Below are 24,333 nucleotides of genomic sequence, written 5' to 3' on the forward strand. Positions count from 1 at the left end.
CCCCCCATCCCTCCCCCTCGGGCGGGAGATCCCCACCGACACCGGCACGGTGCGGCTCGACCAGGAGACCGACGGGTCCGTGCTGGTGACCCTCAACGGGATGCCGTCCTCGATGATCCACCCGGATGCGCAGGTGCTGTCCTTCGAGTACATGCGCTGGATCCTCAGCGCGATCCGCGCCCTCCACCCGCAGAGCAGCGCCGAGGCGGGACGGCTCGCGATCGCCCACCTCGGCGGCGGCGCGGCGGCGCTCCCCCGCGCACTCGCCGATGCGTACCCGCAGTCCACCAACAGCGTGGTGGAGATCGACGGAGCCCTCCTGGACCTGGTGCGCACCTGGTTCGACCTGCCGCGCTCCCCGCGGATATCCCTGCGCGCCGACGACGCCCTCGTCGCACTCGACGGCTGGCGGGAGGACCGGTTCGACCTCGTCATCCGGGATGTGTTCGCCGGCGGCACGATCCCCCGCGCCCTCCAGGACCTCACGGCGGCAACCTCTGTCCGACGGGTGCTGCGCCCCGGCGGGTTCTACTTCGCGAACTCCGTGATGCGCCCTGCCAGCTCCGTCATCTCCGACGAGCTCGCCACGCTCTCGCGCGTCTTCGAGCACGTGTCACTGATCGCGGAGCCGTCGGCGCTGAAGAAGAGGAGGACCGCCAACTGCATCCTGATCGGCAGTGATGATGAGCTGCCGCCGGAGGTGGAGCGGGCGATCCGCTCCGATGCGGTCAGCGTCCGCCTGATGCCGAACGCGGAGGTGCAGCGGATGATCCGGCACGGCCATGTGCTGCGCCGCGAAGCCGTCAGTTCGGCAGCGGACGAACCCGCTGAGCGCTCGGGCCCTTTTCGCTTCGGATGAGCTCGAACTCCACGCGCTGGCCTTCGGCGAGGGTGCGGAAGCCGTCCATGTCGATCTGGGAGTGGTGCACGAACACGTCCGCGCCGCCGCCGTCGAGGTCGATGAATCCGAAGCCCTTCTCGGCGTTGAACCACTTCACTTCGCCCAGTGCCACGGCGCTCCTCCCTGTCAGCTGCTGATGGGGCCGCTCGGCGGACCGCTGGTGCCGTCGTCGTCGGTGTTCTCGGCGAGGAACCGTTCGAAGCGGTCACCGAGCTCATCCGCGGTCGGCATGTCCGGCACGTATCCGGTGCCGTCGTTGTCCCGAGCCATCTGATCGTAGCCGCCCTCGAGGGTCTTCACCATCGCCTGCAGCTCCGGCGAGTCCTCCACCTCGTCCTCCAGCATCCGCTGGCTCGCCTCGACGATGTCCCCCAGCTCCATCAGCGGGATCTCCAGGGCAGCCGTCTCACTGACGCGGCGCAGCAGCGCGAGCGTGCCCGCCGGGTAGGGCGAACGGGTCAGATAGTGAGGGATCTGCGCAACGAAGCCCTGGCAGCGGATGCCGCCGCGCTGCAGCTCCTTCTCCAGCACGGGGATGAAGCTGCCGGGCATCTCGAACACCTGCTCGGGGCCCGCCCCGGTGGCGGCGATGCCCTCCTGTGCGTCCGCGCTGTCGCCGCTGGCGGGATGCTCACTGGTGTCGCACTGCTCGCCCGGCCCATCGGTGTCTGCACCGGTGGTGTCGGCGGATCCGTCGGCTGGGGGCTCCTCCCCCAGCGCCAGCTGGTTGGCGTGGGTGAGCATGGTGATGGTGCGGGTGTGCGGGGTCTCCGACGGGATCGCGCGCAGCGTCACCACCTGGTCGATGCCGAACGTGTCCGCGAGCGCGACCACCGCGCCCGCCAGCAGGTTCCAGCGCAGGTCCGGCTCGGGGCCCTCGAGGAGGAGGAAGGGGCGGGAGCCGTCGTCGTAGACGAGGTGCAGAGCGATCTCCGGCATCTCCACGGTGCGGTAGCGGCGGCCGTCGTACACGACGCGGGGCCGGGAGGAGCGGTAGTCCAGCAGCTCATCGGAGTCGAACCGGGCGATGCGGATGCTGCGAAGGTTCTCCTGGAAGTAGGTGGCGGCGGTCCGGCAGGTCTGGCCGGCATCGATCATGCCGGGGATGCACACCACCAGCGGGAGGGGCCCGGAGGGGACGGCGGCGATGACCTCGTGGTCCTCCAGCTGGTACAGCTCGCGGGGGTCGCGCATCGTCTCTCCTCGTGTGCTCTGCAGTTCTCGTCGGGCCCCTGGCGGGACCGGCAGCGGGGCGGCCGACGGGTGCCGCCGCCTGAGTCGGTCCTGAGCGCGGCCCGCTGCGCATCGACCATAATGGTATGTCGCCTGCGCGGCATTGAGGCTTGGAGCTGAGACGCCGCCGGCGCGCCGAGGGGCCGCGCACCGGCCGTGTCGGCGCAGCACTGTGGTCAACCGGTCGAAGAGCCGGCAACGCTGAAAGGCACGTCGTGGGACGAACCAGCACGCAGCTCGAACTCGAACAGGCAGCGGTGGACACCATGTACCGCCGGATCGATGAGCTGATCGAGCATCTGACGGACCAGATGGAGAGGACGGCCGGCTCGCAGAGCGCCTCCACCCACCAGAACCGCAGCGAACGCGACGCCTTCACTGCGTTCTACGAGGACCGCATCTCCCTGCTGCGCACCGTCAGCCACTCCGCCGTGTTCGGCCGACTCGACATGGTCGACGGCGCCCGCCGCTACATCGGCCGCATCGGCCTGTTCACCGCGAACCGCGACCAGCTGCTGATGGACTGGCGCGCCCCTGCAGCCGCCGCGTTCTACCAGGCGACCGCGCACAGCCCCCAGGGGGTGCGTCTGCGCCGCCACCTCATCACCAACGGCCGCACCGTCACCGGTGTGGACGACGACGTCCTGGACCGCGACCTGCTGCACGAGGCCTCCGACGACTCCTCCGACCTGCAGGGCGAAGGCGCGCTCCTCGCCGCTGTCAGTGCGAGCCGAACTGGCCGGATGGGGGACATCGTCGCCACTATCCAGGGCGAACAGGACCGCATCATCCGCTCCGAGAACCGCGGCGTGCTCGTGGTGCAGGGCGGCCCCGGCACCGGCAAGACCGCGGTCGCGCTGCACCGCGCCGCCTACCAGCTGTACACGCACCGCGCCCGGCTGGAGCAGGCGGGCGTGCTGATCGTGGCCCCCACCCGCGGTTTCCTCACCTACATCGAACGCGTGCTGCCGAGCCTTGGCGAATCCGGCGCCGTCATGGCGACCCCGGGCGAACTGTTCCCCGGCGTCACCGCCACCGAGACGGACCAGGCGCGCATCGCAGAGATCAAGGGCCGCCCGGTGATGGCGAACCTGCTGAAGCGCGCCCTGCGCCACCGCCAGCTCGTGCCCGCCGCCGACATCCACCTGCGGATCGACGGCGTTCCCCTGACGATCACACCGGCGGACATCAAAGCCGCCCGCTCCGAGGCCCGCTCCTCCGGCCGCCCGCACAACCGCGCCCGCACCACGTTCGTGCGCGCCGCGCTGGATCGCCTGGTGGACAGGTACGCCGACGAGATCCGCCGACAGGGCCGCACCATCACCGAGGAGGACCACCCGGACCTCATCAACGATCTGCGCACCGACGACGGGGTGAAGGTCGCCCTCAACCGCGCCTGGCTGCCGTACACGCCCGAATCGTTCCTCCGCTCCTTCTTCGCCTCCGAGCAGCGGGTGCGCCGCGCTGCGCACGGCCTCATGCCGATGAAGGACGCCGCCGCCCTCGTGCGGTCCAAGGACTCCGCGTGGACCATCGACGATGTGCCCCTGCTGGATGAGATCGCCGAACTGCTCGGGGAGGACGACGCCGCGGCTCGTCAGGAGGAGAAGCGGCAGAAGGCCGCGCAGCAGGACCAGATCGGCTATGCCGAGAAGGTGCTGGAGATGATGGACTCCGACGGCATGATCAGCGCGCAGGACCTCGCCGCGCAGGTGTCGCACATGCATGCCCGCCGCACCGTGGCGGAGCGCGCCGCCGGTGACCGCACCTGGACGTACGGCCATGTGGTGGTCGATGAGGCGCAGGAGCTGTCGGCGATGATGTGGCGTCTGCTCATGCGCCGCAACCCCACGAAGTCGTTCACGGTGGTGGGCGACGTCGCACAGACGTCCTCCCCTGCCGGCACCACGTCCTGGACCGCCGTGCTCGAGCCGTTCGTGGAGGACCGCGCCCAGATCGAAGAGCTCACCGTCAACTACCGCACCCCCGCCCGCATCATGGCGGCGGCGAACCGCGTGGCGCGCGCCCACGACCTCCTCGCCACCGAGGTGCAGTCCGTCCGCGAGGGCGAGCACGACATGCACCTCGCCCTCCTGCCCGGTCAGGCGGGCAGCGTGGGCGAGGGGGCCCCGTCCGCTGAGCAGATGGACGCGATCGCCGCCGAGGTCCGACGGGTGCGCGCCCTGATCGGCGACGGCCGGCTCGCCGTGGTCGCACCCGACGCGGCTGTTGCACCCCTGGTCGAAGCGCTCGGCGCGCAGTTCGATCCGGGAGAGGTCGGCGCCGGATCCGCCGGCATCGACTCCCCCGTCTCCGTGATGAACGCCCGCGACTCCAAGGGCCTGGAGTTCGACGCCGTGGTCCTCACCGACCCCGCCACCATCTGCGAGGCGCACGCCCGCGGCGCGAACGACGTGTTCGTGGCGATGACGCGCCCCACCCAGGTGCTGTCGGTGCTGCACCACGGAAACCTGCCCGACGGGTTCGAGGACCCGTCGGCATGAGGCCCCCGCGGCACACCCCGCACCCGGTCGACCAGCGCTCCCCTCTCCCGCGGCAGCGCTGACCTCCGCGGACCCTCGGTGTGTTGCCGATCAGCGGCCGGTCGGGCGTAGCATGATCTGCGTCGTCCGCACGGACGATGGGCGCACTCGCGCTCCCTGACCCCCAGCGGCCGCCGCCCGATCGCTCATCCTGACGCGGCGGCCCCGACAAGGAGAGGTATGTCCTCCACCCCAACAACGGCCGCTTCCGGGCGCCGACAGGCCAGCGTGCGCGAGCTGACGCTGCGAGGCGTCGTCCTCGGCGGTCTCATCACGCTGATCTTCACCGCCGCCAACGTCTACCTCGGTCTCAAGGTCGGCCTGACGTTCGCCACTTCGATCCCCGCTGCCGTGATCTCCATGGCGGTGCTGCGCTTCTTCAGCCACACCATCCAGGAGAACAACATCGTCCAGACGATCGCCTCAGCAGCCGGCACGCTGTCCGCGATCATCTTCGTGCTGCCCGGCCTGGTCATCGTCGGCTGGTGGGCGGGCTTCCCGTACTGGACCACCGCACTGGTGTGCGCCGTCGGCGGCATCCTCGGCGTCACCTACTCCATCCCGCTGCGCCGCACCCTCGTCACCGGCAGCGACCTGCCGTACCCCGAGGGTGTGGCCGCCGCTGAGGTGCTGAAGGTCGGCGACAGCGCCGGCTCCTCCGAGGAGAACAAGCGCGGACTGCACGTCATCATCGCCGGCGCCCTCGGCGCCGCCGCCTTCTCCCTGTTCGCCAACCTCAAGGTCTTCGCCAGCTCCGTGGGCACCGCCCTGCGCCTCGGCTCCGGCGGCACCATGGTGGGCGGCAGCCTCTCCCTCGCCCTCATCGGCGTGGGCCACCTGGTCGGCATCACGGTCGGCATCGCCATGATCATCGGCATGATCATCTCCTACGGCATCCTCCTGCCGACCCTCACCCAGGGGCAGATTCCGGCCGACGCCGACCTGATGGAGACCGTCGGCGGCATCTTCGGCAGCGACGTCCGCTTCATCGGCGCCGGCACCATCGCCGTGGCCGCTGTGTGGACCCTGCTGAAGCTGATCGTCCCCATCGTCCGCGGCATCTCCGAGGCGCTCGCCTCCAACCGTCGCCGCCGCGGTGGCGGCGAGGTCGACATCACCGAACGCGACATTCCGATGTCGCTGGTCCTGGGCATCACCCTGCTGTCCATGATCCCGATCGGCCTGCTGCTGTGGTCCTTCCTCAAGGACACCGCGATCTCCCACCACACCGGCAGCCTGATCGCCGTCGCCGTGGTCTTCACCCTGCTGATCGGCCTCGTCGTCGCCTCCGTGTGCGGCTACATGGCCGGCCTCATCGGCGCCTCCAACTCGCCGATCTCCGGCGTGGGCATCCTGGTGGCGATCGCCGCAGCCCTCGTGGTGAAGCTGGTGCACGGCACCTCCGGTGCTGACACCGCGTCCCTGGTCGCCTTCACCCTGTTCACCGCGGCGATCGTGTTCGGCATCGGCACGATCTCCAACGACAACCTTCAGGACCTCAAGACCGGCCAGCTCGTGGGCGCGACCCCGTGGAAGCAGCAGGTCGCTCTGATCATCGGCGTCATCTTCGGCTCGATCATCATCCCGCCGGTGCTGCAGCTGATGCACACCGCCTTCGGCTTCGCCGGTGACCCGAACGCGGGCCCGGACGCCCTGGCGGCACCGCAGGCGTCGCTGATCTCCTCCCTGGTGAAGGGCGTGCTCGGCGGCGACCTCAACTGGGGCCTCATCGGCATCGGCGCCCTCATCGGCGCCGTGGTGATCGTCATCGACGAGGCACTCCGGGCCGCGTCGAAGGGTAAGAAGCGCGCCCTGGCCCTGCCGCCGCTCGCAGTCGGCATGGGCATGTACCTGCCGATGGAGCTGACCCTGATCATCCCGATCGGCGCCCTCATCGGCCTGGTCTACAACCGTTGGGCCTCCACGTCGAAGCGCCCGGAGGTCATGAAGCGCCTCGGCATTCTGCTGGCCACCGGTCTCATCGTGGGCGAGTCGCTCTTCGGTGTCGTGTTCGCCGGTGTGGTGGCGGCCTCCGGTGAAGCGGAACCGCTCGCGATCGTGGGTGAGGGCTTCCAGTCCGTCGCCATGATCCTCGGCGTCCTCGCATTCGCCGGCATCATCGCGGTGCTGTACCGCTGGGTGATGGGTCTGCAGAAGACCCTGCCGGCAGCCGACGAGACCGCTGAGCCCACCGGTCGCCGCGCCGCACGCTGATGTGCTGCTGAAGGCCAGCTGACGCGCCGACGGCGCTGATGCGCACGCGCCCTCCGCTTCCCGTTTCGGGAGGTGGAGGGCGCTTCTCGTTGGGGACCGCGATCGCCGCGCTTCGGGCATGAAGAAACCGGCGAGTCTGGCTTCCCCTCCAGACTCGCCGGTCAGCATTCATCATACACACTCTGCGGCGCGAGGTGTAATCGAGTGCGCATATCCGCTGCGCGGCTCAGGCGTCGGACTGCTCCCGCAGCTCGGCGATCGCCTTCTCGAAGTCCTCGAGTGAGTCGAAGTTCCGGTAGACGGACGCGAAGCGCAGGTACGCCACGAGGTCCAGGTCCTTCAGTGGCTGCAGGATCGCAAGGCCCACATCGTGCGCCTCGATCTCACTGACTCCGGTGAGGCGAATGCTCTCCTCCACCTTCTGTGCGAGCACCGCGAGCTGATCATCGGTGACGGGCCGGCCCTGGCAGGCCTTGCGGACGCCGGAGATGACCTTGGAACGGCTGAAGGGTTCGCCCACACCGGAGCGCTTCACCACGGACAGCGACGCTGATTCGATCGTGGAGAAGCGGCGCGAGCAGCTCGGGCACTGGCGGCGCCGGCGGATGACGGTGCCGTCATCCGCGGTCCGTGAATCGACGACGCGGGAGTCAGTGTGGCGACAGAAAGGACAATGCACAGCGCCATCCTACTAAACGGCCTGACAGTCCCACCGTCACGCTGGGTGGAGGAACAGCTCCGCCCCGTCACCGGCGGCGATGAGGTGGTTCGCGGGTGACGGGGCGGGCTGGATCCGGTGGTGCCGGTCAGGACACGGGAAGGTGCAGGCTCTGACCGCGCTGCACGACGCCGTTCTGCAGGTCGTTGAGGTCCTCCACCATGAGGATGTAGTCGCGGACATCGGTGCCCTCCGGGGCGTACTGCGAGGCGATGCCCCACAGGGTGTCCCCCTCGTGCACGGTCACGGTGACGTACTCGGTGGTGGCGGTGGAGCCCGCTTCAGCGGCGGGCGTGAAGGAGGCCATGCCCATCAGGAACGCCAGGCTGAGCGCGACCGAGGCGATCAGCAGGCCGAGGACCACACGACCACGACGGGTGATGCGCAGGCGAACATCTGGTCGAAGAGCGACGGGACGAACGGTGGTGGCAGTCATGATTGGAATCCTTGTTCGATGTGCGAATGACTTGACCCTACGATCACTTGTTCGACGAAGTCAAGACTCTTTCGAACGATCGTTTGAATATGCGGCTTGGGCCACGTACTCTTGAGTCGAGACAGACTCAAACAGAGGGGTGCGACATTTAAAGTCGCCCCATCGCGGAAAGGGCGCTGATGACCGAGACGAACGAGACCACCGACGGCGCTGCTCGCCCCCGTCTGACCGCCCGTCAGCGCCGCATCCTGGACGTCATCGAGGATGCGATCCGCGAGCACGGCTACCCGCCGTCCATGCGCGAGATCGCCTCGAAGGCGGGCCTGGCCTCCCCCTCCTCCGTGCTGCACCAGCTGACCGTCCTGGAGACCAAGGGCTATGTGCGCCGCGACCCGAACCGACCGCGCGCCCTCGAGCTCGTCCAGGGGGATGATGCTCCCGCTCCGACCAGCGGCGACTTCAACGGCATCCAGCCGGCCGCCACCACGAACGTGCCGCTGGTCGGCCGCATCGCCGCCGGTTCGCCGATCACCGCCGAAGAGCAGATCGAGGACGTGTTCACACTGCCGTCCCAGCTGGTCGGTGACGGCAACCTGTTCCTGCTGAAGGTCGTGGGCGATTCGATGATCGATGCCGCGATCTGCGACGGCGACTGGGTCGTCGTCCGCGCGCAGCGGGTGGCTGAGCAGGGAGAGATCGTCGCCGCGATGATCGACGGCGAAGCCACCGTGAAGTCGCTGCACATGCGGGACGGCCACGTGTGGCTGATGCCGCACAACCCCGCCTACACGCCGATCCTCGGCGACCTCAGCGAAATCCTCGGCAAGGTCGTGGCGGTGCTCCGCTCCGTCTGACCAGCCGCTGGCCCGCCCGGCCCACCCGGTCGTCTCCGTCCCATGCGCCTCCGGTGCGCCGCCGGGGGCGCATGTGCGTCTCCCGGCTGGTTCCGCCCCGGACGGGCGCGGCTCTCAGGACCTGCGCGGCGCCGCGGCGAGGCGCTCCAGCGCTCCCAGCGCCACGGACGCGCGCTGCGTGTACCACAGCGGCGGCATCGCCTGCCGCAGATACGAACCGTACCGCCGGGTCGCGAGCCGTGAATCCAGCACCGCCACCATTCCCCGGTCGCTGCGGGTGCGGATCAGCCGCCCCGCGCCCTGCGCCATCAGCAGTGCCGCGTGCCGCGCAGACACCGCCATGAACCCGTTCTTTCCGGACTCGCTGAGCCGCTCCTGCAGAGCCGCCTTCAGCGGGTCATCCGGCCGCGGGAACGGGATCCGGTCGATCACCACCAGCCGGCACGCATCTCCCGGTACGTCCACGCCCTGCCACAGTGACAGCGTCCCGAACAGGCACATCGACCAGTCCTCACGGAACTGGCGCACCAGGTTCGTCAGAGAGTCCTCGCCCTGCAGCCCCACCGTCAGGCCCGTGTGGGCGCGGACGTAGTCCGCCGCCGTCTCCGCTGCGCGGCGGGAGGAGAACAGTCCCAGGACACCGCCCTCGCTCGCCTCCGCGAGCTCCACCAGATGCTCCAGCAGCTGCTGGGACAGACCCTCGCGTCCGGGCGGCGGCAGCTGCGATGCGCAGTAGAGGATGCCCTGCTTCGGGTAGTCGAACGGGCTGCCGACGTCGATGCCCGCCCACTGCTCCCGCTCCGCGGACGACGACTCCCGCATGAACCCGCTCATCGGGGCGCCCAGATCCACTCGCGACCGGGGGAACAGGCCGACGGATCCCGCCGCCTGATCGAACCTGCCCGCGAGCGCCAGGGTCGCGGAGGTGAAGACCGTGGTGCGCTGATCGAGGATGGCGCGGCGCATCGCCGAGGCGACGCTCAGCGGCGCCACCTCGATGATGGAGCGTCCCGTCATCTCCGAGTGGGAGATGTAGCGGACATCGTCCTCATCCGGGCTGATGAGGCGGGCGCACACATCCATGATCTCCTGGAGCTTGGTGCGGGCCGCTTTGCGCGCCCCGGCCGTGGAGGCGGCAGTCGAGTCACCGGCGTCCTTGGCATCGGAGTGGGCTTGGCGCGCTTCGATCTCCAGCAGTGTGATGGCGTCGCTGAGGACAGGCGGCATGTCGCCGGTGATGCGTCCGTCGGGCTGCAGGCCGAGGGCGTCCCCGAGGGCGTGGCCGGCGTCGTCGAGGGCGGTGGAGACCACGCCGAGACCTCGCAGGTCCCGAACCGCAGAGCGGACGTGGCCGGCGCTGAGCGTTTCGGTGACGGCGCCGGTGACACGGGCGGCGAGCTCGTGGGCCTCGTCGATGATGACGACGTCGTGCTCGGGGATGATGCCGTGCCCGTCGAACGCGTCGATCGCCAGCAGGGCATGGTTGGTGACGATGATGTCGGATTCCTTCGCGATGGCGCGGTTGCGCTCCGCGAAGCAGGAGTCCTTCATCGGGCACTGCGCGCCGAGGCATTGGGCGCCGGTGACGGACACCTGCCGCCAGGCACGGTCCGAGACGGGGGTGCGCAGGTCGTCGCGGTTGCCGGTGTCGGTGTCCTCCGCCCATTCGCGCAGCCGCTTCACCTGGTCACCGAGGCGTTCGGACGCGGCCGGCTCGCCTGTGACGGACGCTTCGCTGAACAGGGCGCCGGGGTCGAGGTCGTCCGGGTAGCCGCCGGCGATCTTGTGCAGGCACAGGTAGTTGGAGCGGCCCTTCAGCAGGCTGAACGACGGGGTGCGCTCCAGCATCGGGGCGAGCGCGTCCACCAGTCGGGGCAGGTCCTTCTCCACGATCTGGTTCTGCAGCGCGATGGTGGCGGTGGAGATCACCACCGGGGCGTCGTTCTCGACGGCGTAGGCGAGTGCGGGCACGAGGTAGGCGAGGGACTTGCCGGTCCCGGTACCGGCCTGCACCAGCAGGTGCCGCTTGTCCTCCAGGGACTGGGCGATGCCCTCCGCCATGGTGCGCTGACCGGTGCGGACTTCACCGCCGACCGCGTCGACAGCGGCTTCCAGGAGCTGAGGGATCGGTGCGGTGGCCATTGGTCGATCCTACCCGCGCCTGACCGCTCGTCAGCGGACCCGCGCTTCGTCGAGTTCAGCGGCGAGACGGCCGTCCACACGGGCGTGCACGTGGGTGCCGTTCTCCTCGAACTCCTCGCTGATCATCTCGCCCGTGGTGTGGATGCGGGAGACGAGGTCGCCGCGGGTGTACGGCACCACGAGGTCCACCTCTTCGGTGGGCTGCGGGAGGCGCTCCGCGATCATCTCGCGCAGCTCCTCGATGCCCTCACCGGTGATGGCGGACACCGCGACGGAGTCCTGGACCTGGGAGCGCAGCCGCGCCAGGGTCTCAGGGGCGGCGAGGTCCGCCTTGTTGAAGACGACGAGTTCGGGGACGTCGAAGTCCTCGATGTCTGAGAGGACTTCCCGCACCGCCTGGATCTGGCCCTCCGGGTCGGGGTGGCCGGCGTCGACCACATGCAGCAGCAGGTCCGCGTCGGCGACTTCTTCGAGGGTGGAGCGGAACGCTTCGACCAGTTCGTGCGGGAGGTGGCGCACGAAGCCGACGGTGTCCGCGAACGTGAACTCGCGGCCGTCGGGGGTCTGCGCGCGCCGCACCGTCGGGTCGAGGGTGGCGAACAGGGCGTTCTCCACGAGGACCCCGGCGCGGGTGAGGCGGTTGAGCAGCGAGGACTTCCCGGCGTTGGTGTAGCCGGCGATGGCCACCGCGGGCACGTCGCGGCGGTACCGGTCGGCGCGTTTGGCGGCACGACTGGGCGCCATCTCCTTGATCTCCCGGCGCAGCTTCGCCATGCGGGTGCGGATGCGGCGGCGGTCCAGTTCGATCTTCGTCTCACCGGGGCCTCGGGAGCCGATGCCGGCGCCGCCGGCGACTCGGCCACCGGCCTGACGGGACATCGATTCGCCCCAGCCGCGCAGACGCGGCAGCAGGTACTCGAGCTGTGCGAGCTCCACCTGCGCCTTGCCTTCGCGGCTCTTCGCGTGCTGGGCGAAGATGTCGAGGATGAGGACGGTGCGGTCGATGACCTTCACCTTCACGATGTCCTCGAGGGCGCGGCGCTGGGAGGGGCCGAGCTGGCCGTCGGCGATGACGGTGTCGGCACCGACCTCCGCCACGAGGTCCGCGAGTTCGAGCGCCTTTCCCTTGCCGAGGAAGGTGGCGGGGTCCGGGTGGGCGCGGCGCTGCATGACGCCGTCGAGGACGGTGGAGCCGGCGGTTTCGGCGAGGGCGGCGAGTTCCCGCATGGAGTTCTCGGCGTCGGTGACGTTGCCGGTGGTGAACAGGCCCGCGAGGACCACGTTCTCGAGCCGCAGTTCGCGGTATTCGACCTCGGTGACGTCGTCGAGCTCGGTGGAGAGGCCGTCGACGCGGCGCAGGGCGTGGCGGTCGGCGAGGTCGAACTGGTCGCCGTCGGAGTCGCTGCTGGAGTAGGTGACGGCGGAGATGGAGGCGTCACCGCGGGACAGGACGCGGTCCATCATCGAGCTGCCGCGGCCCCGTGCGGTGTCCGCTGCCCCGTCGGCCGCGCCCGCCTGCCCGGTTCCGTCATGCTCCCCGCGGGCGGGGGCGTCGGAGTCGAGGCTGAACTCGGGGTCGGGGGTGAAGGAGGTGGGCAAGTCGGGGGCCTTCTCTCGGTCGGCGGTGGTGGTGATGCTCCAGCATGGCACGCCCGGGGCGCGGGGTCGATCGATTTATGGCCTACACTCCCCCATGTGACACGCGAAGCAGACACTCCCGGCACGCCCGCCCACTACTTCTCGCCCGCCGCGGGTGCGGATCTGCGCACTCGGGAGCTGCGGGTGCCGCTGGCCGGTGAGGAGCGCACCGTCCTCTCGGCCGACGGGATCTTCTCCTCCGACGGTCTGGACAAGGCGACGGCGCTGCTGCTCGCACAGACGGATCAGATGCCGCCGCTGGAGCCGGACAGCACCGTGCTGGACCTCGGCTGCGGCTGGGGACCGATCGCGCTCACGATGGCGCTGCTGCAGCCGCAGGCGCGGGTCCTCGCCGTGGACGTCAACGAGCATGCGCGCGCGGTGTGCGCCCTGAACGCCCAGCGCCTGGGCCTGACGAACATCGAGGTCATCGCCCCCGAGGAATTCCGGGAGGGCGACCGGATCGACGCGATCTGGTCGAACCCGCCGATCCGGATCGGGAAGCAGGCGCTGCACGAACTGCTGCGGCTGTGGCTGGACCGCCTCACCCCGGAGGGGACGGCGTCGATGATCGTCGGCAAGAACCTGGGGGCGGACTCCCTCGCCGCCTGGATCGGCCGGGAATGGCCGGACCGCCGGGTCGAGCGGCTGAACAGCTCGAAGGGGTTCCGCCTGCTGCAGGTCAGTCGGCGCGGCTGAGCACTGCGGGCCCGGCGAGGGTCATGTGGGCGTCGCTGTCCCACCCGATGCGCAGCTGGCCGCCGCGCACGTCCACCAGCCACTGCTCACCCCAGCCCTCGCCGAGGGCGTCAGCGGTCGCGGCGACCGCAGCGGTGGCGCCGGTGCCGCAGGACAGGGTCTCCCCCACTCCACGTTCGAACACGCGCATGCGGATGTGGCGGTCGCCGAGGACCTGCACGAATTCGATGTTGGCGCCGTCGGCCGGTTCGGGTGTGAGGTCGGGCCGGTCAGCGAGGTTGAGACAGTCGTAGTCGACGCCGTCGGGCAGCTGCACCACGCAGTGCGGGTTGCCGAGGTCGACATCGCGGCCTTCGAACGAGTCGGAGTCGACCGTCACCATGCGGACGGCGTCATTGGTGCGGGCAGGGCCCATGCCCACCTTCACCTGCCATTGCTCGTCGCCGCCGCTGGGCGCCTGCTCAATGGTGACGGAGCGTTCGCCGGCGCGGGTCATGATGGGGAACTCGTCGGCCTCCACCCAGCCGCGGTCGCGGAGGTGGGCGGCGAACACACGCACGCCGTTGCCGCACATCTGGGCGATGGAGCCATCGGCGTTGCGGTAGTCCATGAACCATTCGTGGCCGGTGCCGTCGGGCCGGTCACCGGAGGCGATGAACCCTTCGCCGCTGGCGGCGGTGCGCACCACCCGGATGACGCCGTCGGCGCTGTCCTCACCCCAGAGGGCGGCGAGGTCGCGGACGTCCTGCTCGGTCAGCGCGAGTTCGCCGTCGGGATCGTCGACGAGCACGAACGTGTTCTTGGTGCCGTGCCCGAAGCTGATGCGGGGGTCGGTGCTGCGAAGTCCCATGGGGCGCAGTCTACGCCGGGCTCCCGGACGCAACCAGGGTCTGGATCCGGGCGACGGGGTCGGGGCCGGCGGCGTCGATCCAGGTGATCCGCGGGTCGCGGCGGAACCACGTGTCCTGTTTGCGCACGAGGCGGCGCGTCCCGGTGATGGTCTGGTCGATCGCCTCGGCCCAGGTGAGGTCGCCGCGCAGGTGGGCGAGCATCTGGGCGTACCCGATGGCCTGTCGGGCGGTCCTCCCCTCGGTGATGCCGCTGTCGATGAGGTCGCGCACTTCGTCCAGGAGCCCCTGCTCCGCCATGAGGTGCACGCGGCGCTCCACCCGCTGGTGAAGGTCGTCGCGGTCGCGGCGGATCGCGGTGTGGATGACCCACGGGTCGGCGTAGGTGTAGCTGGGCAGGAACGCGGTGAACGGCTCCCCGGTGAGCTCGATGACTTCGAGGGCGCGGACGATGCGGCGGGCGTCGCCGACCTGGATCCGCTGGGCGGCCGACGGGTCCTTCTCGGCGAGGGTGCGGTGCGCTGCGGCGCTGCCGACCTCCCGGGCCCAGAGTTCGAGGCGGCGCCGGACGGCGGGATCCGTCGGCGGGAAGCGGATCTCATCGGTGAGGGCCCGCAGGTACAGTCCGGAGCCGCCGACTGCGATCGGCACCCGTCCGCGGGAGCGGATCTCGTGGACGCGGGCGCGGGCGTCCCGCTGGTACTGGGCGACGCTCGCTTCGTCGGTGACGTCGAGGACGTCCAGCAGGTGGTGGGGGATGCCGCGGCGCTCAGCGGGCGGGGTCTTCGCTGTGCCGATGTCCATGCCGCGGTAGAACTGGAGGGCGTCCGCGTTGATGATCTCCCCGCCGATGCGGTCGGCAAGCGCGATGGCGATGTCGCTCTTGCCGGTGGCGGTGGCGCCGGCGATGACGATCAAGGGGATGTCCATGGATCGATTCTTCCATCTTCGGCAGCGATGTGGTGGCGCCTGCCGGGGTGGGTTAGCGTTGGTTGCCGACAGTCCGCGGCCCCTGAAGGGCCGCGTGGGCGCCCGAGACGAAGGATGAGCGATGCCTACACGACCTGAGCGCGACCAGCTGCCTGCATCGACGCGGCCGCGCCTGACCCTGGGACGGATCACTGACGCCCTGCAGCGCCACGGCTACTCGTTCGTCCCTGACGATGAGCATGAGAACTCGGTGCGGGCGCGGTTCGATTCGTACCCGTTCACGTTCATGGTGACCGGTGAGCACGATTCGCTGCTGCTGATCCGCGGCCGGTGGGACACCATGCCGGGGGCGGATCAGAAGCTGGACTGTGTGCGCGTCTGCAATCACTGGAACATGGAGCGCATGTGGCCGAAGGTGTACGTGCGGCGCGAGAACGATGAGGCGCTCGGCGTGTACGGCGAGACGGTGATGGACTTCCGCTTCGGTGTTGATGACGCGGAGCTGGACCACACGATCACCACGGCCCTGTCCACCATCATCACCTTCTTCCACAACGTGGAGGAGGAGATCTCCGAAGGCGACGGCCCCGCCACCCGCTGATCGCGCCCCCTACTTGACCCCCTGCTCGCGCCCCTGCTGCGGGGCGCGCACGCTCGGCATGCCGAGGCCGACGGGCCCCGCGGGTGCCGGCCCGGTGCCGCAGCCACCGGTGGAGCACGAGTCGTCCGCTGCGGTGAGGCGAGCCTGCCAGGCGTCACCGGAGCGGGTGCGGCGGATGCGGAACTCCCCTGCCGGCTCACCGCTGCTCGCGCCCGTCGGCGCCGAGGCGTGACCTGCATCGGCGGGCGTCACGCCGGAGTCCGCGACGAGGTAGAACGGCGCCGCGGCCGTGACCCGCGCCGTGACCGCATCGCCGGGGCGGGGCATATCGGCCTCGCTGAGGCCTGCGGGGATGCCGACGTGGACGAGACGGTTGTCGCGTGAGCGCCCGGACAGGCGATGGGTCTGCTGATCCCGGGTGCCCTCACCGTCGCCGATGATGACTTCCACTTCGGTGCCGATGAGCCGCTGGTTCTCTTCGGCGCTGATGCGGTCCTGCAGTGCGGTGAGGCGTTCGTACCGGTCCTGCACCACCTCCTTGGGCACCTGGTCCTCCATGTCGGCGGCGGGGGTGCCGGGACGCGGTGAGTACTGGAAGGTGAAGGCGCTGGAGAAGCGGGATGCCTCCACCACGTCGAGGGTGCGCTGGAAGTCGTCCTCGGTTTCGCCGGGGAAGCCGACGATGATGTCGGTGGTGATGGCAGCGTGCGGGATCCTTTCCCGCACGCTGTCGAGGATGCGGAGGAACTTCGCGGACCGGTAGGAGCGGCGCATCGCTTTCAGGATGCGGTCGGAGCCGGACTGCAGCGGCATGTGCAGCTGCGGCATCACGGTGGGGGTCTCCGCCATGGCGTCGATGACGTCATCGGTGAACATGGCGGGGTGCGGTGAGGTGAAGCGGATGCGCTCCAGGCCGTCGATCTCGCCGCAGGCGCGCAGCAGTTTCGCGAAGGCACCGCGGTCGCCGAACTCGACGCCATAGGAGTTGACGTTCTGGCCGAGCAGCGTCACTTCGATCGCGCCGGTGTCCACGAGGTGCTGCACTTCGGCGAGGATGTCGCCGGGGCGGCGATCCTTCTCCTTGCCGCGCAGGGAGGGGACGATGCAGAAGGTGCAGGTGTTGTTGCAGCCCACGGAGATGGACACCCAGCCGGCGGCGGCGCTTTCGCGCTTCGTGGGGAGGGTGGAGGGGAACACTTCGAGGGATTCGAGGATCTCCACTTGGGCGTCGCGCTCGTGGCGGGCGCGGTCCAGCAGCACCGGCAGGGAGTGGATGTTGTGGGTGCCGAACACGACGTCCACCCAGGGAGCGCGGTCGGTGATGGTGGAGCGGTCCTTCTGGGCGAGGCACCCGCCGACGGCGATCTGCAGGTTGGGGTTGCGGCGCTTGGCGGGGCGGAGCATCCCGAGGTGGCCGTAGAGGCGCCGGTCGGCGTTCTCGCGGACCGCGCAGGTGTTGAACACGATGACGTCGACGTCGCCGCGTTCGACGTCGGCACTCTCCGGCGCGGGCGTGTACCCGGCGGTCTCCAGGAGGCCGGCGAGGCGCTCGGAGTCGTGGACGTTCATCTGGCAGCCGAAGGTGCGGACCTGGTAGGTGCCGCGGCCGGTGGTGGGGGTGCTCGTCATAGTGGGTTCAGCCTAGAAGAGTCGGCGGCAGCGGCGGTGCTCAGGCGCGGCCTGCTCCATCGCGAGCGGGCTGTCACGCCTGCCAGGGGACGCGGGCGATGTCCAGTTCCTGGTTGACGATCCGCAGGGCGAGGTTCTGCGAGTAGCCGCGGCGCTGCACGGCGGCGCACAGCCGACGCGCCATGGAGCGGCGATCGCGGCTCAGGGCGCGGGTGGAGCGCAGTTCTCTGTCGAGGCGGTCGCGGACGAGGGCGATGCACCGTTCGGTTTCGCTGCCGTCCTCCGTGTCGTCGATCGCGATGTTGATGATCGACTCGTCCACGCCTTTGGCTTCGAGTTCGCTGCGCAGGGCGCCGGTGCCGAGCTGCTTCGCGGCGCGGCGCTGCGTGATCCATTCGGTGGCGAACTGGAAGTCGTTGATGAGGTCGGCTCGGTCCAGGCGGGCGATCACTTCGTCCACGAGCGCGGTGTCGACACGGTCGTTCTCGTCCCGGCAGCGTTCGGCCAGGCGGGTGCGCAGTTCGAATTCGGAGCGCAGGCGGCGGCCGATCAGGCCCATGCAGTAGCGCGCTTCCTTCACGACCCGCTTCTCATCCTCCGGGCTGCGGAATTCCCGCACCACACGGTTGCGGGGCGTCTCGCCGCGTTCGTAGGCGGCGAGGTTCTGCTGGAAGCCGCGGACCACAGGGTCAGGATGCGCGGAGCGGGCGTGCCGTGAGGTCACGCCCGCCCGCTCCGCCTGCTGGTCCCGCGGCCGCTCATCAGGCGGCTGCGCGGGCATCAGATCTTGACGGGGATCTCGTCATCGACGAACTCGCCTTCGGCACCCGCAGCGCCCTCGGCCTCCTCGGGCTTCTCGGCGTGGTCGCCGATGCCGAGCTTCGCGAGGATCTTGTGTTCGATGTCCACTGCGAGGTCCGGGTTGTCCTTGAGGAAGCGGCGGGCGTTCTCCTTGCCCTGGCCGAGCTGATCGCCCTCGTAGGTGAACCAGGCGCCGGACTTGCGGACGATGCCGTGCTCCACGCCCAGATCGATCAGGCCGCCTTCGCGGGAGATGCCTTCGCCGTAGAGAATGTCGAACTCGGCCTGCTTGAAGGGAGGGGCCATCTTGTTCTTCACGATCTTCACGCGGGTGCGGTTGCCGACCGAGTCGGTGCCCTGCTTCAGGGTCTCGATGCGGCGGATGTCCATGCGGACGGACGCGTAGAACTTCAGCGCCTTACCGCCGGTGGTGGTCTCGGGGCTGCCGAAGAACACGCCGATCTTCTCGCGCAGCTGGTTGATGAAGATGGCGGTGGTGCCGGTGGAGGACAGAGCACCGGCCAGCTTGCGCAGCGCCTGCGACATGAGGCGGGCCTGCAGACCCACGTGGGAGTCGCCCATTTCGCCTTCGATCTCGGCCTTCGGCACGAGTGCGGCGACGGAGTCGATCACGATGATGTCGATGGCACCGGAGCGCACCAGCATGTCCGTGATCTCCAGGGCCTGTTCACCGGTGTCCGGCTGGGAGACGAGGAGGGAGTCGGTGTCCACGCCGAGCTTCTTGGCGTACTCGGGGTCGAGGGCGTGCTCGGCGTCCACGAAAGCGGCGATGCCGCCGTTGCGTTGGGCGTTGGCGACGGCGTGGAGGGCAACGGTGGTCTTACCGCTGGACTCCGGGCCGTAGACCTCCACGATGCGGCCGCGGGGCAGACCACCGATGCCGAGCGCGACATCCAGAGCGACCGAGCCGGTGGGCACGACCTCGACCGGCGGACGGGTGTCATCGCCCAGGCGCATGACCGAGCCCTTGCCGAACTGGCGGTCGATCTGTGCGAGCGCTGCATCCAGCGACTTGTCTCGGTCCTTCGGGGCTGCTGCCATGACAGGTTCCTTTCCTCACGTCTCTTCGTGGTTCGGTCCCACTCTAGAGAGGGGGTGCGACATTTAAAGTCCGGCAGCCGTCCGGTGCGCAAGTGCAGGCGTGGACAACCGCTGGACCCAGCATAGACGAACAGGCGTTCGAGATCGAGTCGAACACCGAAGCGCTTCGAACAGGATGAGACGCGCGCCTCATCGGATGCCGCCAGTGCCCCGGCGCCGCCCATCTCAGCGGCGCGGCCGCGCTTCGATCGGCACTTCCCACCGGTCGCGGTCGGGCACATCCATCGCATCGCACAGCGAGGTCCAGACCTTGCGCACGGGTGCGCCCTGCTCGATCGCTTCACGGGCGGTGACGGAGCCGAGGTCCGGCAGCACCATCTCCTCGACATAGGTGCGGGCCAGAGCGGGCCCGAAGACATGCTCGGCGAGCTCGGTGAATTCGCTGAGCTTCACGGATCAGCGGGTGCCCACCAGGGCGCGGTCCTCGCGGCCGCCCTCGGAGCAGTCCAGATCGGCCGGGACGGTGTCCGGCACGAGGATCCCCTCCTGCAGGGCGACCCGTTCGGCCACTTCGCGCAGGATCAGGGACAGGGGGTAGCCCAGTGCCTGGGTGATGGATGCCAGGAGCTCCGACGAGGCCTCCTTCTGGCCGCGCTCGATCTCGCTGAGGTAGCCCAAGGAGACGCGTGCATCTGCGGAGACCTGGCGCAGAGTCCTCCTCTGGTGGAGCCGGGCAGCGCGCAGCACATCGCCCAGTTCGCGGCGGAAGAGCACCATGTCTCGTCGTCCTTTCCTCTCCTCGTCCGGCGACGTGCTCGGGGGGAGTGCAAGAAGGCTCCTGCGGCCGGCACCGGATGCGCTGAGGCGGCGCTCTTCGCGCTGCACGCCTGCGACATCGGCCCGACTGCGGTTCATGTGGGAGGTGTTCATGCCTCTCACAACGGATGGGGAGCCGGATTTGTTCCCATGATTCTACGGGTCACACTCTGGGAAAAGCGCCGTTGCGGACAACTGGCAGGACGCACGTCACCACAGTCCGTCACATCTCCACAACCCGCAGCGCCAGATCCAGCGCCCGCTGCGCCACAGCGGCCCGGACCGCGGGGCGGTCCCCGTCGGCCCGCACCTCCTTCACCACCAGCTCCTCCCCCGCGCTCACGGCGATGAACGCGGTGCCGGCGGGCACGCCGTAGTCGTCGGGGCCCGGGCCCGCGGCACCCGTGGTGGCGATCGCGATGTCGCAGTCGTAGAGGCGGCGGGCCGCGAGCGCCATCGCGCGCGCGACGGACCCGCGCACTGCCCCGTGCTCCTCGAGGTCGGCGAGGTCGAGGCCGAGCACGCGGTGCTTCGCCTCGAACGAATAGGTGCAGGCGCCGCCGGCCATGCAGGCGGAGGCGCCGGGAACGTCGATCAGGCGGGAGGCCAGCATCCCGCCGGTGAGGGACTCCGCAGTCGCGATCCACAGACCGCGCTGCTGGGCGGCGGCGAGGAGGCGGCCGGCGGCGCCGTGGCCGACGGGGTCGATCGCGCCGCCTGCTGCGGGCCCGGCCATCGGCTCAGGCTCCGGAGGCGAGGGCTTCGCGGCGCAGACGGATGCCGTCCTTCACGTTGAGCCAGCCCGACCACATCGTGAGGACGAACGCGATGGCGACCAGGACGATGCCCACCCACTTCAGCTGCGGCATCAGCAGTTCGAACGGGGCGAGGCAGAACGCGATGGCGATGGACTGCATCATGGTCTTCGCCTTGCCGGCGAAGTTCGCGGGCAGCGCGCCGTGCTTGAGGATCGTGAAGCGCATGATGGTGATGCCCCATTCGCGCAGCAGGATCAGCAGCGTCATCCACCACGGGATGTAGTCCCAGATGCTGAGGATGATGAAAGCGGCGCCGGTGATCAGCTTGTCCGCGATCGGGTCCATCAGCTTGCCGAAGTCCGTGATGAGGTTGCGCGAGCGCGCCAGGTGCCCGTCCACGAAGTCGGTGATCATGGCGAGGGCGAAGATCCCCAGCACCACCCACCGCATCGGGGCGTTCTCGTGGTAGACGACAGCGGCGATGACGAAGAGGGGCACCATGACGATCCGCAGCATCGTCAGGATGTTCGCGATGTTCCACAGCGGTGCCTGCGGCGCCGCCTGGTCCCCTGCCCCGGGTGCGCCCTCGGGGATGGGTGCGCTGCTGCTCATCATGGTCCTTCCTCAGCGTCCGGTCAGCTGCCAGGCGTCATCGGAGCCGCCCTCGTCGTCGTCATAGTAGTCCTCGGCGACCGGCACCGAGTCCATCATCTCCTCCGGTGACCCGGTTCCCATGGCGGCACCGGCCGGTTCGGCGGAGTCCTCGTACAGGTCGGTGTCCTCGCCCTTGATGCGGGCGATCGCACGGCCGAGGTCCTCCGGGCGCACCAGGACGTCGCGGGCCTTCGACCCCTCGGAGGGGCCGACGATCTCGCGGGACTCCAGCAGGTCCATCAGACGGCCCGCCTTCGCGAACCCGACCCGCAGCTTGCGCTGCAGCATCGAGGTGGAGCCGAACTGGGTGGTGACCACCAGCTCCGTGGCCTGCAGCAGCACCTCGAGGTCGTCGCCGATGTCATCGTCGATCTGCTTCTTCGCCGCGACCTGGGCGACGTCCTCGCGGTACGTCGGCTTCATCTGCGACTTCACATGGTCCACGACCTTGTGGATCTCCGACTCGTTCACCCACGCGCCCTGCACACGCATCGGCTTCGCCTTGCCCATCGGGTGGAACAGGGCATCGCCCTGCCCGATCAGCTTCTCCGCGCCCGGGCTGTCGAGGATCACGCGGGAGTCCTGCAGTGACGAGGTGGAGAACGCGAGCCTGCTGGGCACATTCGCCTTGATGATGCCGGTGACGACATCGACCGACGGACGCTGCGTGGCCAGCACCAGGTGGATGCCGGCGGCGCGCGCCAGCTGCGTGATCCGCTGGATGGAGCCCTCCACGTCGCGCGGCGCCACCATCATCAGGTCCGCGAGCTCATCCACGACCACCAGCAGGTACGGGTAGGGCGCGACCGTGCGCTCACTGCCCGGCGGCGGCGTCACCTGACCGGCGCGCACCGCCTTGTTGTAGTCGTCGATGTGCTTGAACCCGTAGTGGGCGAGGTCGTCGTACCGGTGGTCCATCTCCTTCACCACCCATTCGAGGGCCTCGGCGGCCTTCTTCGGGTTGGTGATGATCGGAGTGATGAGGTGCGGGATGCCCTCATAGATGGTGAGCTCCACACGCTTGGGGTCCACCAGCACCATGCGCACGTCCTCCGGGGTGGCGCGCATCAGCAGGGAGGTGATCAGCGAGTTGATGAAGCCGGACTTACCGGCACCGGTGGCGCCGGCGACCAGCAGGTGCGGCATCTTCGCGAGGTTCGCGACCACGTAGCCGCCCTCCACGTCCTTGCCGACGCCCATCACCATCGGGTGGGACTGGCCGCGCGCCACACCGGAGCGCAGCACGTCGCCGAGCGCGACGATCTCGCGGTCCGTGTTCGGGATCTCGATGCCGATCGCCTTCTTGCCCGGGATCGGCGAAAGGATCCGCACATCGGCGCTGGCGACGGCGTACGCGATGTTGTTGGACAGCGCCGTCACCTTCTCCACCTTCGTGCCCGCGCCGAGCTCCACTTCGTAGCGGGTGACGGTGGGGCCGCGGGAGAAGCCGACGACCTCCGCGTTCACCTTGAACTGCTCGAACACCTCGCCGAGCGCCTCGACCACGCGATCGTTGGCCTCGCTGCGGGACTTCGACGGCGGGCCCTCCGCGAGGAAGTCGGACTCGGGGAGCATATAGACGATGTCGCCGTCGAGCTCCAGCTGCTCCCCGGCGCGGGGCAGATCCCCGGCCGGCGGCGGGATCAGCTCCGCGTCCTTCTCCTCGGGGGCCGACGGATCCTGCCCGACGGCGGTGCTGCCGCCCTCAGCCGGCTGCTGGCCGGGGAACTGCTTCTGGCGGGCGGTCTCCTCGGCGAGGACGTCGTACACCTCGTCGCCGTCGTCCACGGGGGGCAGCTTCTCGGTCGCCCCGGACGCGTGGGACCCGGAGGCGCCGCCGGCGGGCAGAACAGCCGTGGCGCCCTGGGCATCGGCCTGTGTCACACCGGTCTCGTACGGAGTGTCGCCGCTGTAGCCGAACTCGTCGTGCCCCGCGCCGTCGGCCATCACCTCGGTATCGGGCTCCTGGCCGCGCTTGCGGCGGCGCAGCAGCGAGCTGGCGCGCTTGGACGGCTTCGGCTCGTCGTCATCGCGGTCCCCGTCGGCCCCTCCCCCGGCGCGGACAGCGCCGGTGCGACGAGCGATCCGCTCCTCCCGGGTGGGGCGGGCCTCCAGCCCGAACGCGGCGCGCTCATCGGCTTCGTTCTGGCCGTGGCCCACGAGCGCGAGGTACACCTCGTGCAGCTTCGGCACGATCGCATTCAGCGGGGTCGCCGTCATGATCAGGACCGCGAAGAACGCGGCGACGAGCGCGAGGATCACCACCACCCAGGTGGGGACCAGCGCAGCGAGCGGGGCCGCCACCAGGTACCCGAGCACACCGCCGCCGAGGCTGAGGGCGGTGACTCCGTCGGCGGGGGCGGGCAGGCGGGCGCTGACCGAGGCGATTGCGCAGAGGGAGCCGATGAGCACGGCGATGCCGATGCCGATGCGGGTGTTGGCGTGGACGAAGTCGGGGCGGCGGAACATGCGCACCGACCAGCCGCCCAGCAGCAGCGGCAGCACCACGCTCATGATGCCGAACGTGGACGCGGAGACGGTGTGCACGGCGCCGAACACGGGGCCGCGCGCCTGGAACCAGTCCGGGATCGCGATCAGCAGCGCCAGCAGCAGCAGGAACAGCGCGAAGCCGTCGCGCCGCTGCTCATAGGCGACGTCCCAGCGGGCGAAGCCGATGCCGCGGATGAAGCCGCCGACGGCGCGGGCCACGCCGAGGTAGCCCGCTCGGGCAGCCCGAATGGGAAGGGGGAGCGTCGAGGAACCGTCCTGCTTCGCGGTTCGCGATGAGCCCTTGCGTGCAGAGCCTTTCGACGCACGTGCGGGGGAAGACGTCCGTGCAGCCATGCCCCCAATCTA

At 69.6% G+C, this 24,333-nt stretch carries 22 protein-coding genes; 6 read left to right on the forward strand and 16 right to left on the reverse strand.

Translation table 11 applies throughout. The features are described from left to right. Positions 1–859: fused MFS/spermidine synthase (locus MHY20_RS08015; RefSeq protein ID WP_239376095.1), on the forward strand; the 859-nt coding region annotated here is incomplete at its 5' end. On the opposite strand, the gene MHY20_RS08020 is transcribed toward MHY20_RS08015, so the two are convergent. Both MHY20_RS08020 and MHY20_RS08025 read right to left on the reverse strand, forming a co-directional pair. Next, entirely contained in the window at positions 804–1,013 is a 210-nt protein-coding gene (locus tag MHY20_RS08020) for a cold-shock protein (RefSeq protein ID WP_239376096.1), read from the reverse strand. The two genes, MHY20_RS08015 and MHY20_RS08020, sit on opposite strands and share 56 nt — an antisense overlap. 14 nt (positions 1,014–1,027) lie before the next feature. Then, positions 1,028–2,095, reverse strand: a complete 1,068-nt coding sequence (locus MHY20_RS08025) for a PAC2 family protein (protein ID WP_239376097.1) — start codon at positions 2,093–2,095, stop codon at positions 1,028–1,030. A gap of 254 nt (positions 2,096–2,349) precedes the next feature. Between MHY20_RS08025 and MHY20_RS08030 the strand changes: the two genes are divergently transcribed. Beyond that, entirely contained in the window at positions 2,350–4,638 is a 2,289-nt protein-coding gene (locus MHY20_RS08030; protein WP_343217741.1) for a DNA helicase, read from the forward strand. Between the two features lie 219 nt (positions 4,639–4,857). After that, positions 4,858–6,891 (forward strand): oligopeptide transporter, OPT family, encoded by a 2,034-nt coding sequence (locus MHY20_RS08035; protein ID WP_239376098.1) that lies wholly within the window; start codon positions 4,858–4,860, stop codon positions 6,889–6,891. A 226-nt stretch (positions 6,892–7,117) separates the two neighbouring features. Here MHY20_RS08035 and nrdR read toward each other — a convergent pair whose 3' ends face one another. Together nrdR and MHY20_RS08045 are read right to left on the reverse strand one after the other, a co-directional pair. Further along, positions 7,118–7,570, reverse strand: a complete 453-nt coding sequence (nrdR, locus tag MHY20_RS08040; protein WP_183373499.1) for a transcriptional regulator NrdR — start codon at positions 7,568–7,570, stop codon at positions 7,118–7,120. Positions 7,571–7,697: 127 nt separating this feature from the next. After that, the gene (locus MHY20_RS08045; RefSeq protein WP_183373498.1) at positions 7,698–8,045 is read right to left on the reverse strand and encodes a LysM peptidoglycan-binding domain-containing protein; all 348 of its coding nucleotides are present in this window, start codon (positions 8,043–8,045) and stop codon (positions 7,698–7,700) included. A 179-nt stretch (positions 8,046–8,224) separates the two neighbouring features. Here MHY20_RS08045 and lexA point away from each other — a divergent pair, with 179 nt between their 5' ends. Beyond that, a complete protein-coding gene (lexA, locus tag MHY20_RS08050) occupies positions 8,225–8,899 on the forward strand; it encodes a transcriptional repressor LexA (protein ID WP_183373497.1) in 675 nt (224 codons plus the stop codon). A 114-nt stretch (positions 8,900–9,013) separates the two neighbouring features. Here lexA and MHY20_RS08055 read toward each other — a convergent pair whose 3' ends face one another. Together MHY20_RS08055 and hflX are read right to left on the reverse strand one after the other, a co-directional pair. Further along, positions 9,014–11,041: an ATP-dependent DNA helicase gene (locus MHY20_RS08055; protein WP_343217742.1), complete on the reverse strand. Its 2,028-nt coding sequence runs from the start codon at positions 11,039–11,041 to the stop codon at positions 9,014–9,016. Positions 11,042–11,071: 30 nt separating this feature from the next. Continuing rightward, on the reverse strand, positions 11,072–12,505 hold the full coding sequence (hflX, locus tag MHY20_RS08060) for a GTPase HflX (protein WP_239376119.1): 1,434 nt from the start codon (positions 12,503–12,505) through the stop codon (positions 11,072–11,074). A 231-nt stretch (positions 12,506–12,736) separates the two neighbouring features. On the opposite strand from hflX, the gene MHY20_RS08065 reads away from it, so the two are divergent. Continuing rightward, the gene (locus MHY20_RS08065) at positions 12,737–13,378 is read left to right on the forward strand and encodes a methyltransferase (protein ID WP_239376100.1); all 642 of its coding nucleotides are present in this window, start codon (positions 12,737–12,739) and stop codon (positions 13,376–13,378) included. Here the strand turns inward: MHY20_RS08065 and dapF are convergent. Both dapF and miaA read right to left on the reverse strand, forming a co-directional pair. Continuing rightward, positions 13,362–14,228, reverse strand: coding sequence for a diaminopimelate epimerase (gene dapF, locus MHY20_RS08070; RefSeq protein ID WP_183373494.1), 867 nt, complete (start codon positions 14,226–14,228; stop codon positions 13,362–13,364). The genes MHY20_RS08065 and dapF overlap by 17 nt on opposite strands. Before the next feature lie 10 nt (positions 14,229–14,238). Further along, on the reverse strand, positions 14,239–15,156 hold the full coding sequence (miaA, locus tag MHY20_RS08075; protein WP_183373493.1) for a tRNA (adenosine(37)-N6)-dimethylallyltransferase MiaA: 918 nt from the start codon (positions 15,154–15,156) through the stop codon (positions 14,239–14,241). Between the two features lie 121 nt (positions 15,157–15,277). Between miaA and MHY20_RS08080 the strand changes: the two genes are divergently transcribed. Beyond that, on the forward strand, positions 15,278–15,757 hold the full coding sequence (locus MHY20_RS08080) for a YbjN domain-containing protein (protein ID WP_183373492.1): 480 nt from the start codon (positions 15,278–15,280) through the stop codon (positions 15,755–15,757). 9 nt (positions 15,758–15,766) lie between these two features. On the opposite strand, the gene miaB is transcribed toward MHY20_RS08080, so the two are convergent. The 8 genes from miaB to MHY20_RS08120 form a co-directional block, all read right to left on the reverse strand. Next, a complete protein-coding gene (miaB, locus tag MHY20_RS08085; protein WP_183373491.1) occupies positions 15,767–17,386 on the reverse strand; it encodes a tRNA (N6-isopentenyl adenosine(37)-C2)-methylthiotransferase MiaB in 1,620 nt (539 codons plus the stop codon). 73 nt (positions 17,387–17,459) lie between these two features. Further along, a complete protein-coding gene (locus tag MHY20_RS08090; protein ID WP_239376102.1) occupies positions 17,460–18,110 on the reverse strand; it encodes a regulatory protein RecX in 651 nt (216 codons plus the stop codon). A 56-nt stretch (positions 18,111–18,166) separates the two neighbouring features. Then, positions 18,167–19,249 carry a recombinase RecA gene (recA, locus tag MHY20_RS08095; protein ID WP_183373489.1) on the reverse strand — a complete coding sequence of 361 codons (1,083 nt, stop codon included), beginning with the start codon at positions 19,247–19,249 and terminating at the stop codon, positions 18,167–18,169. A gap of 225 nt (positions 19,250–19,474) precedes the next feature. Then, the gene (locus tag MHY20_RS08100; RefSeq protein ID WP_183373488.1) at positions 19,475–19,702 is read right to left on the reverse strand and encodes a DUF3046 domain-containing protein; all 228 of its coding nucleotides are present in this window, start codon (positions 19,700–19,702) and stop codon (positions 19,475–19,477) included. 3 nt (positions 19,703–19,705) lie between these two features. Further along, positions 19,706–20,026, reverse strand: coding sequence for a helix-turn-helix transcriptional regulator (locus MHY20_RS08105; protein ID WP_183373487.1), 321 nt, complete (start codon positions 20,024–20,026; stop codon positions 19,706–19,708). A 262-nt stretch (positions 20,027–20,288) separates the two neighbouring features. Next, positions 20,289–20,801 (reverse strand): CinA family protein, encoded by a 513-nt coding sequence (locus MHY20_RS08110; RefSeq protein ID WP_239376104.1) that lies wholly within the window; start codon positions 20,799–20,801, stop codon positions 20,289–20,291. Between the two features lie 4 nt (positions 20,802–20,805). Beyond that, a complete protein-coding gene (gene pgsA, locus MHY20_RS08115) occupies positions 20,806–21,438 on the reverse strand; it encodes a CDP-diacylglycerol--glycerol-3-phosphate 3-phosphatidyltransferase (RefSeq protein WP_343217743.1) in 633 nt (210 codons plus the stop codon). Between the two features lie 9 nt (positions 21,439–21,447). Beyond that, positions 21,448–24,321 (reverse strand): DNA translocase FtsK, encoded by a 2,874-nt coding sequence (locus MHY20_RS08120; protein ID WP_239376105.1) that lies wholly within the window; start codon positions 24,319–24,321, stop codon positions 21,448–21,450. Between the last annotated feature and the right edge of the window lie 12 nt (positions 24,322–24,333).

Origin of the sequence: Helcobacillus sp. ACRRO, from assembly GCF_022347125.1 — a bacterium.
Lineage (GTDB): Bacteria > Actinomycetota > Actinomycetes > Actinomycetales > Dermabacteraceae > Helcobacillus > Helcobacillus massiliensis.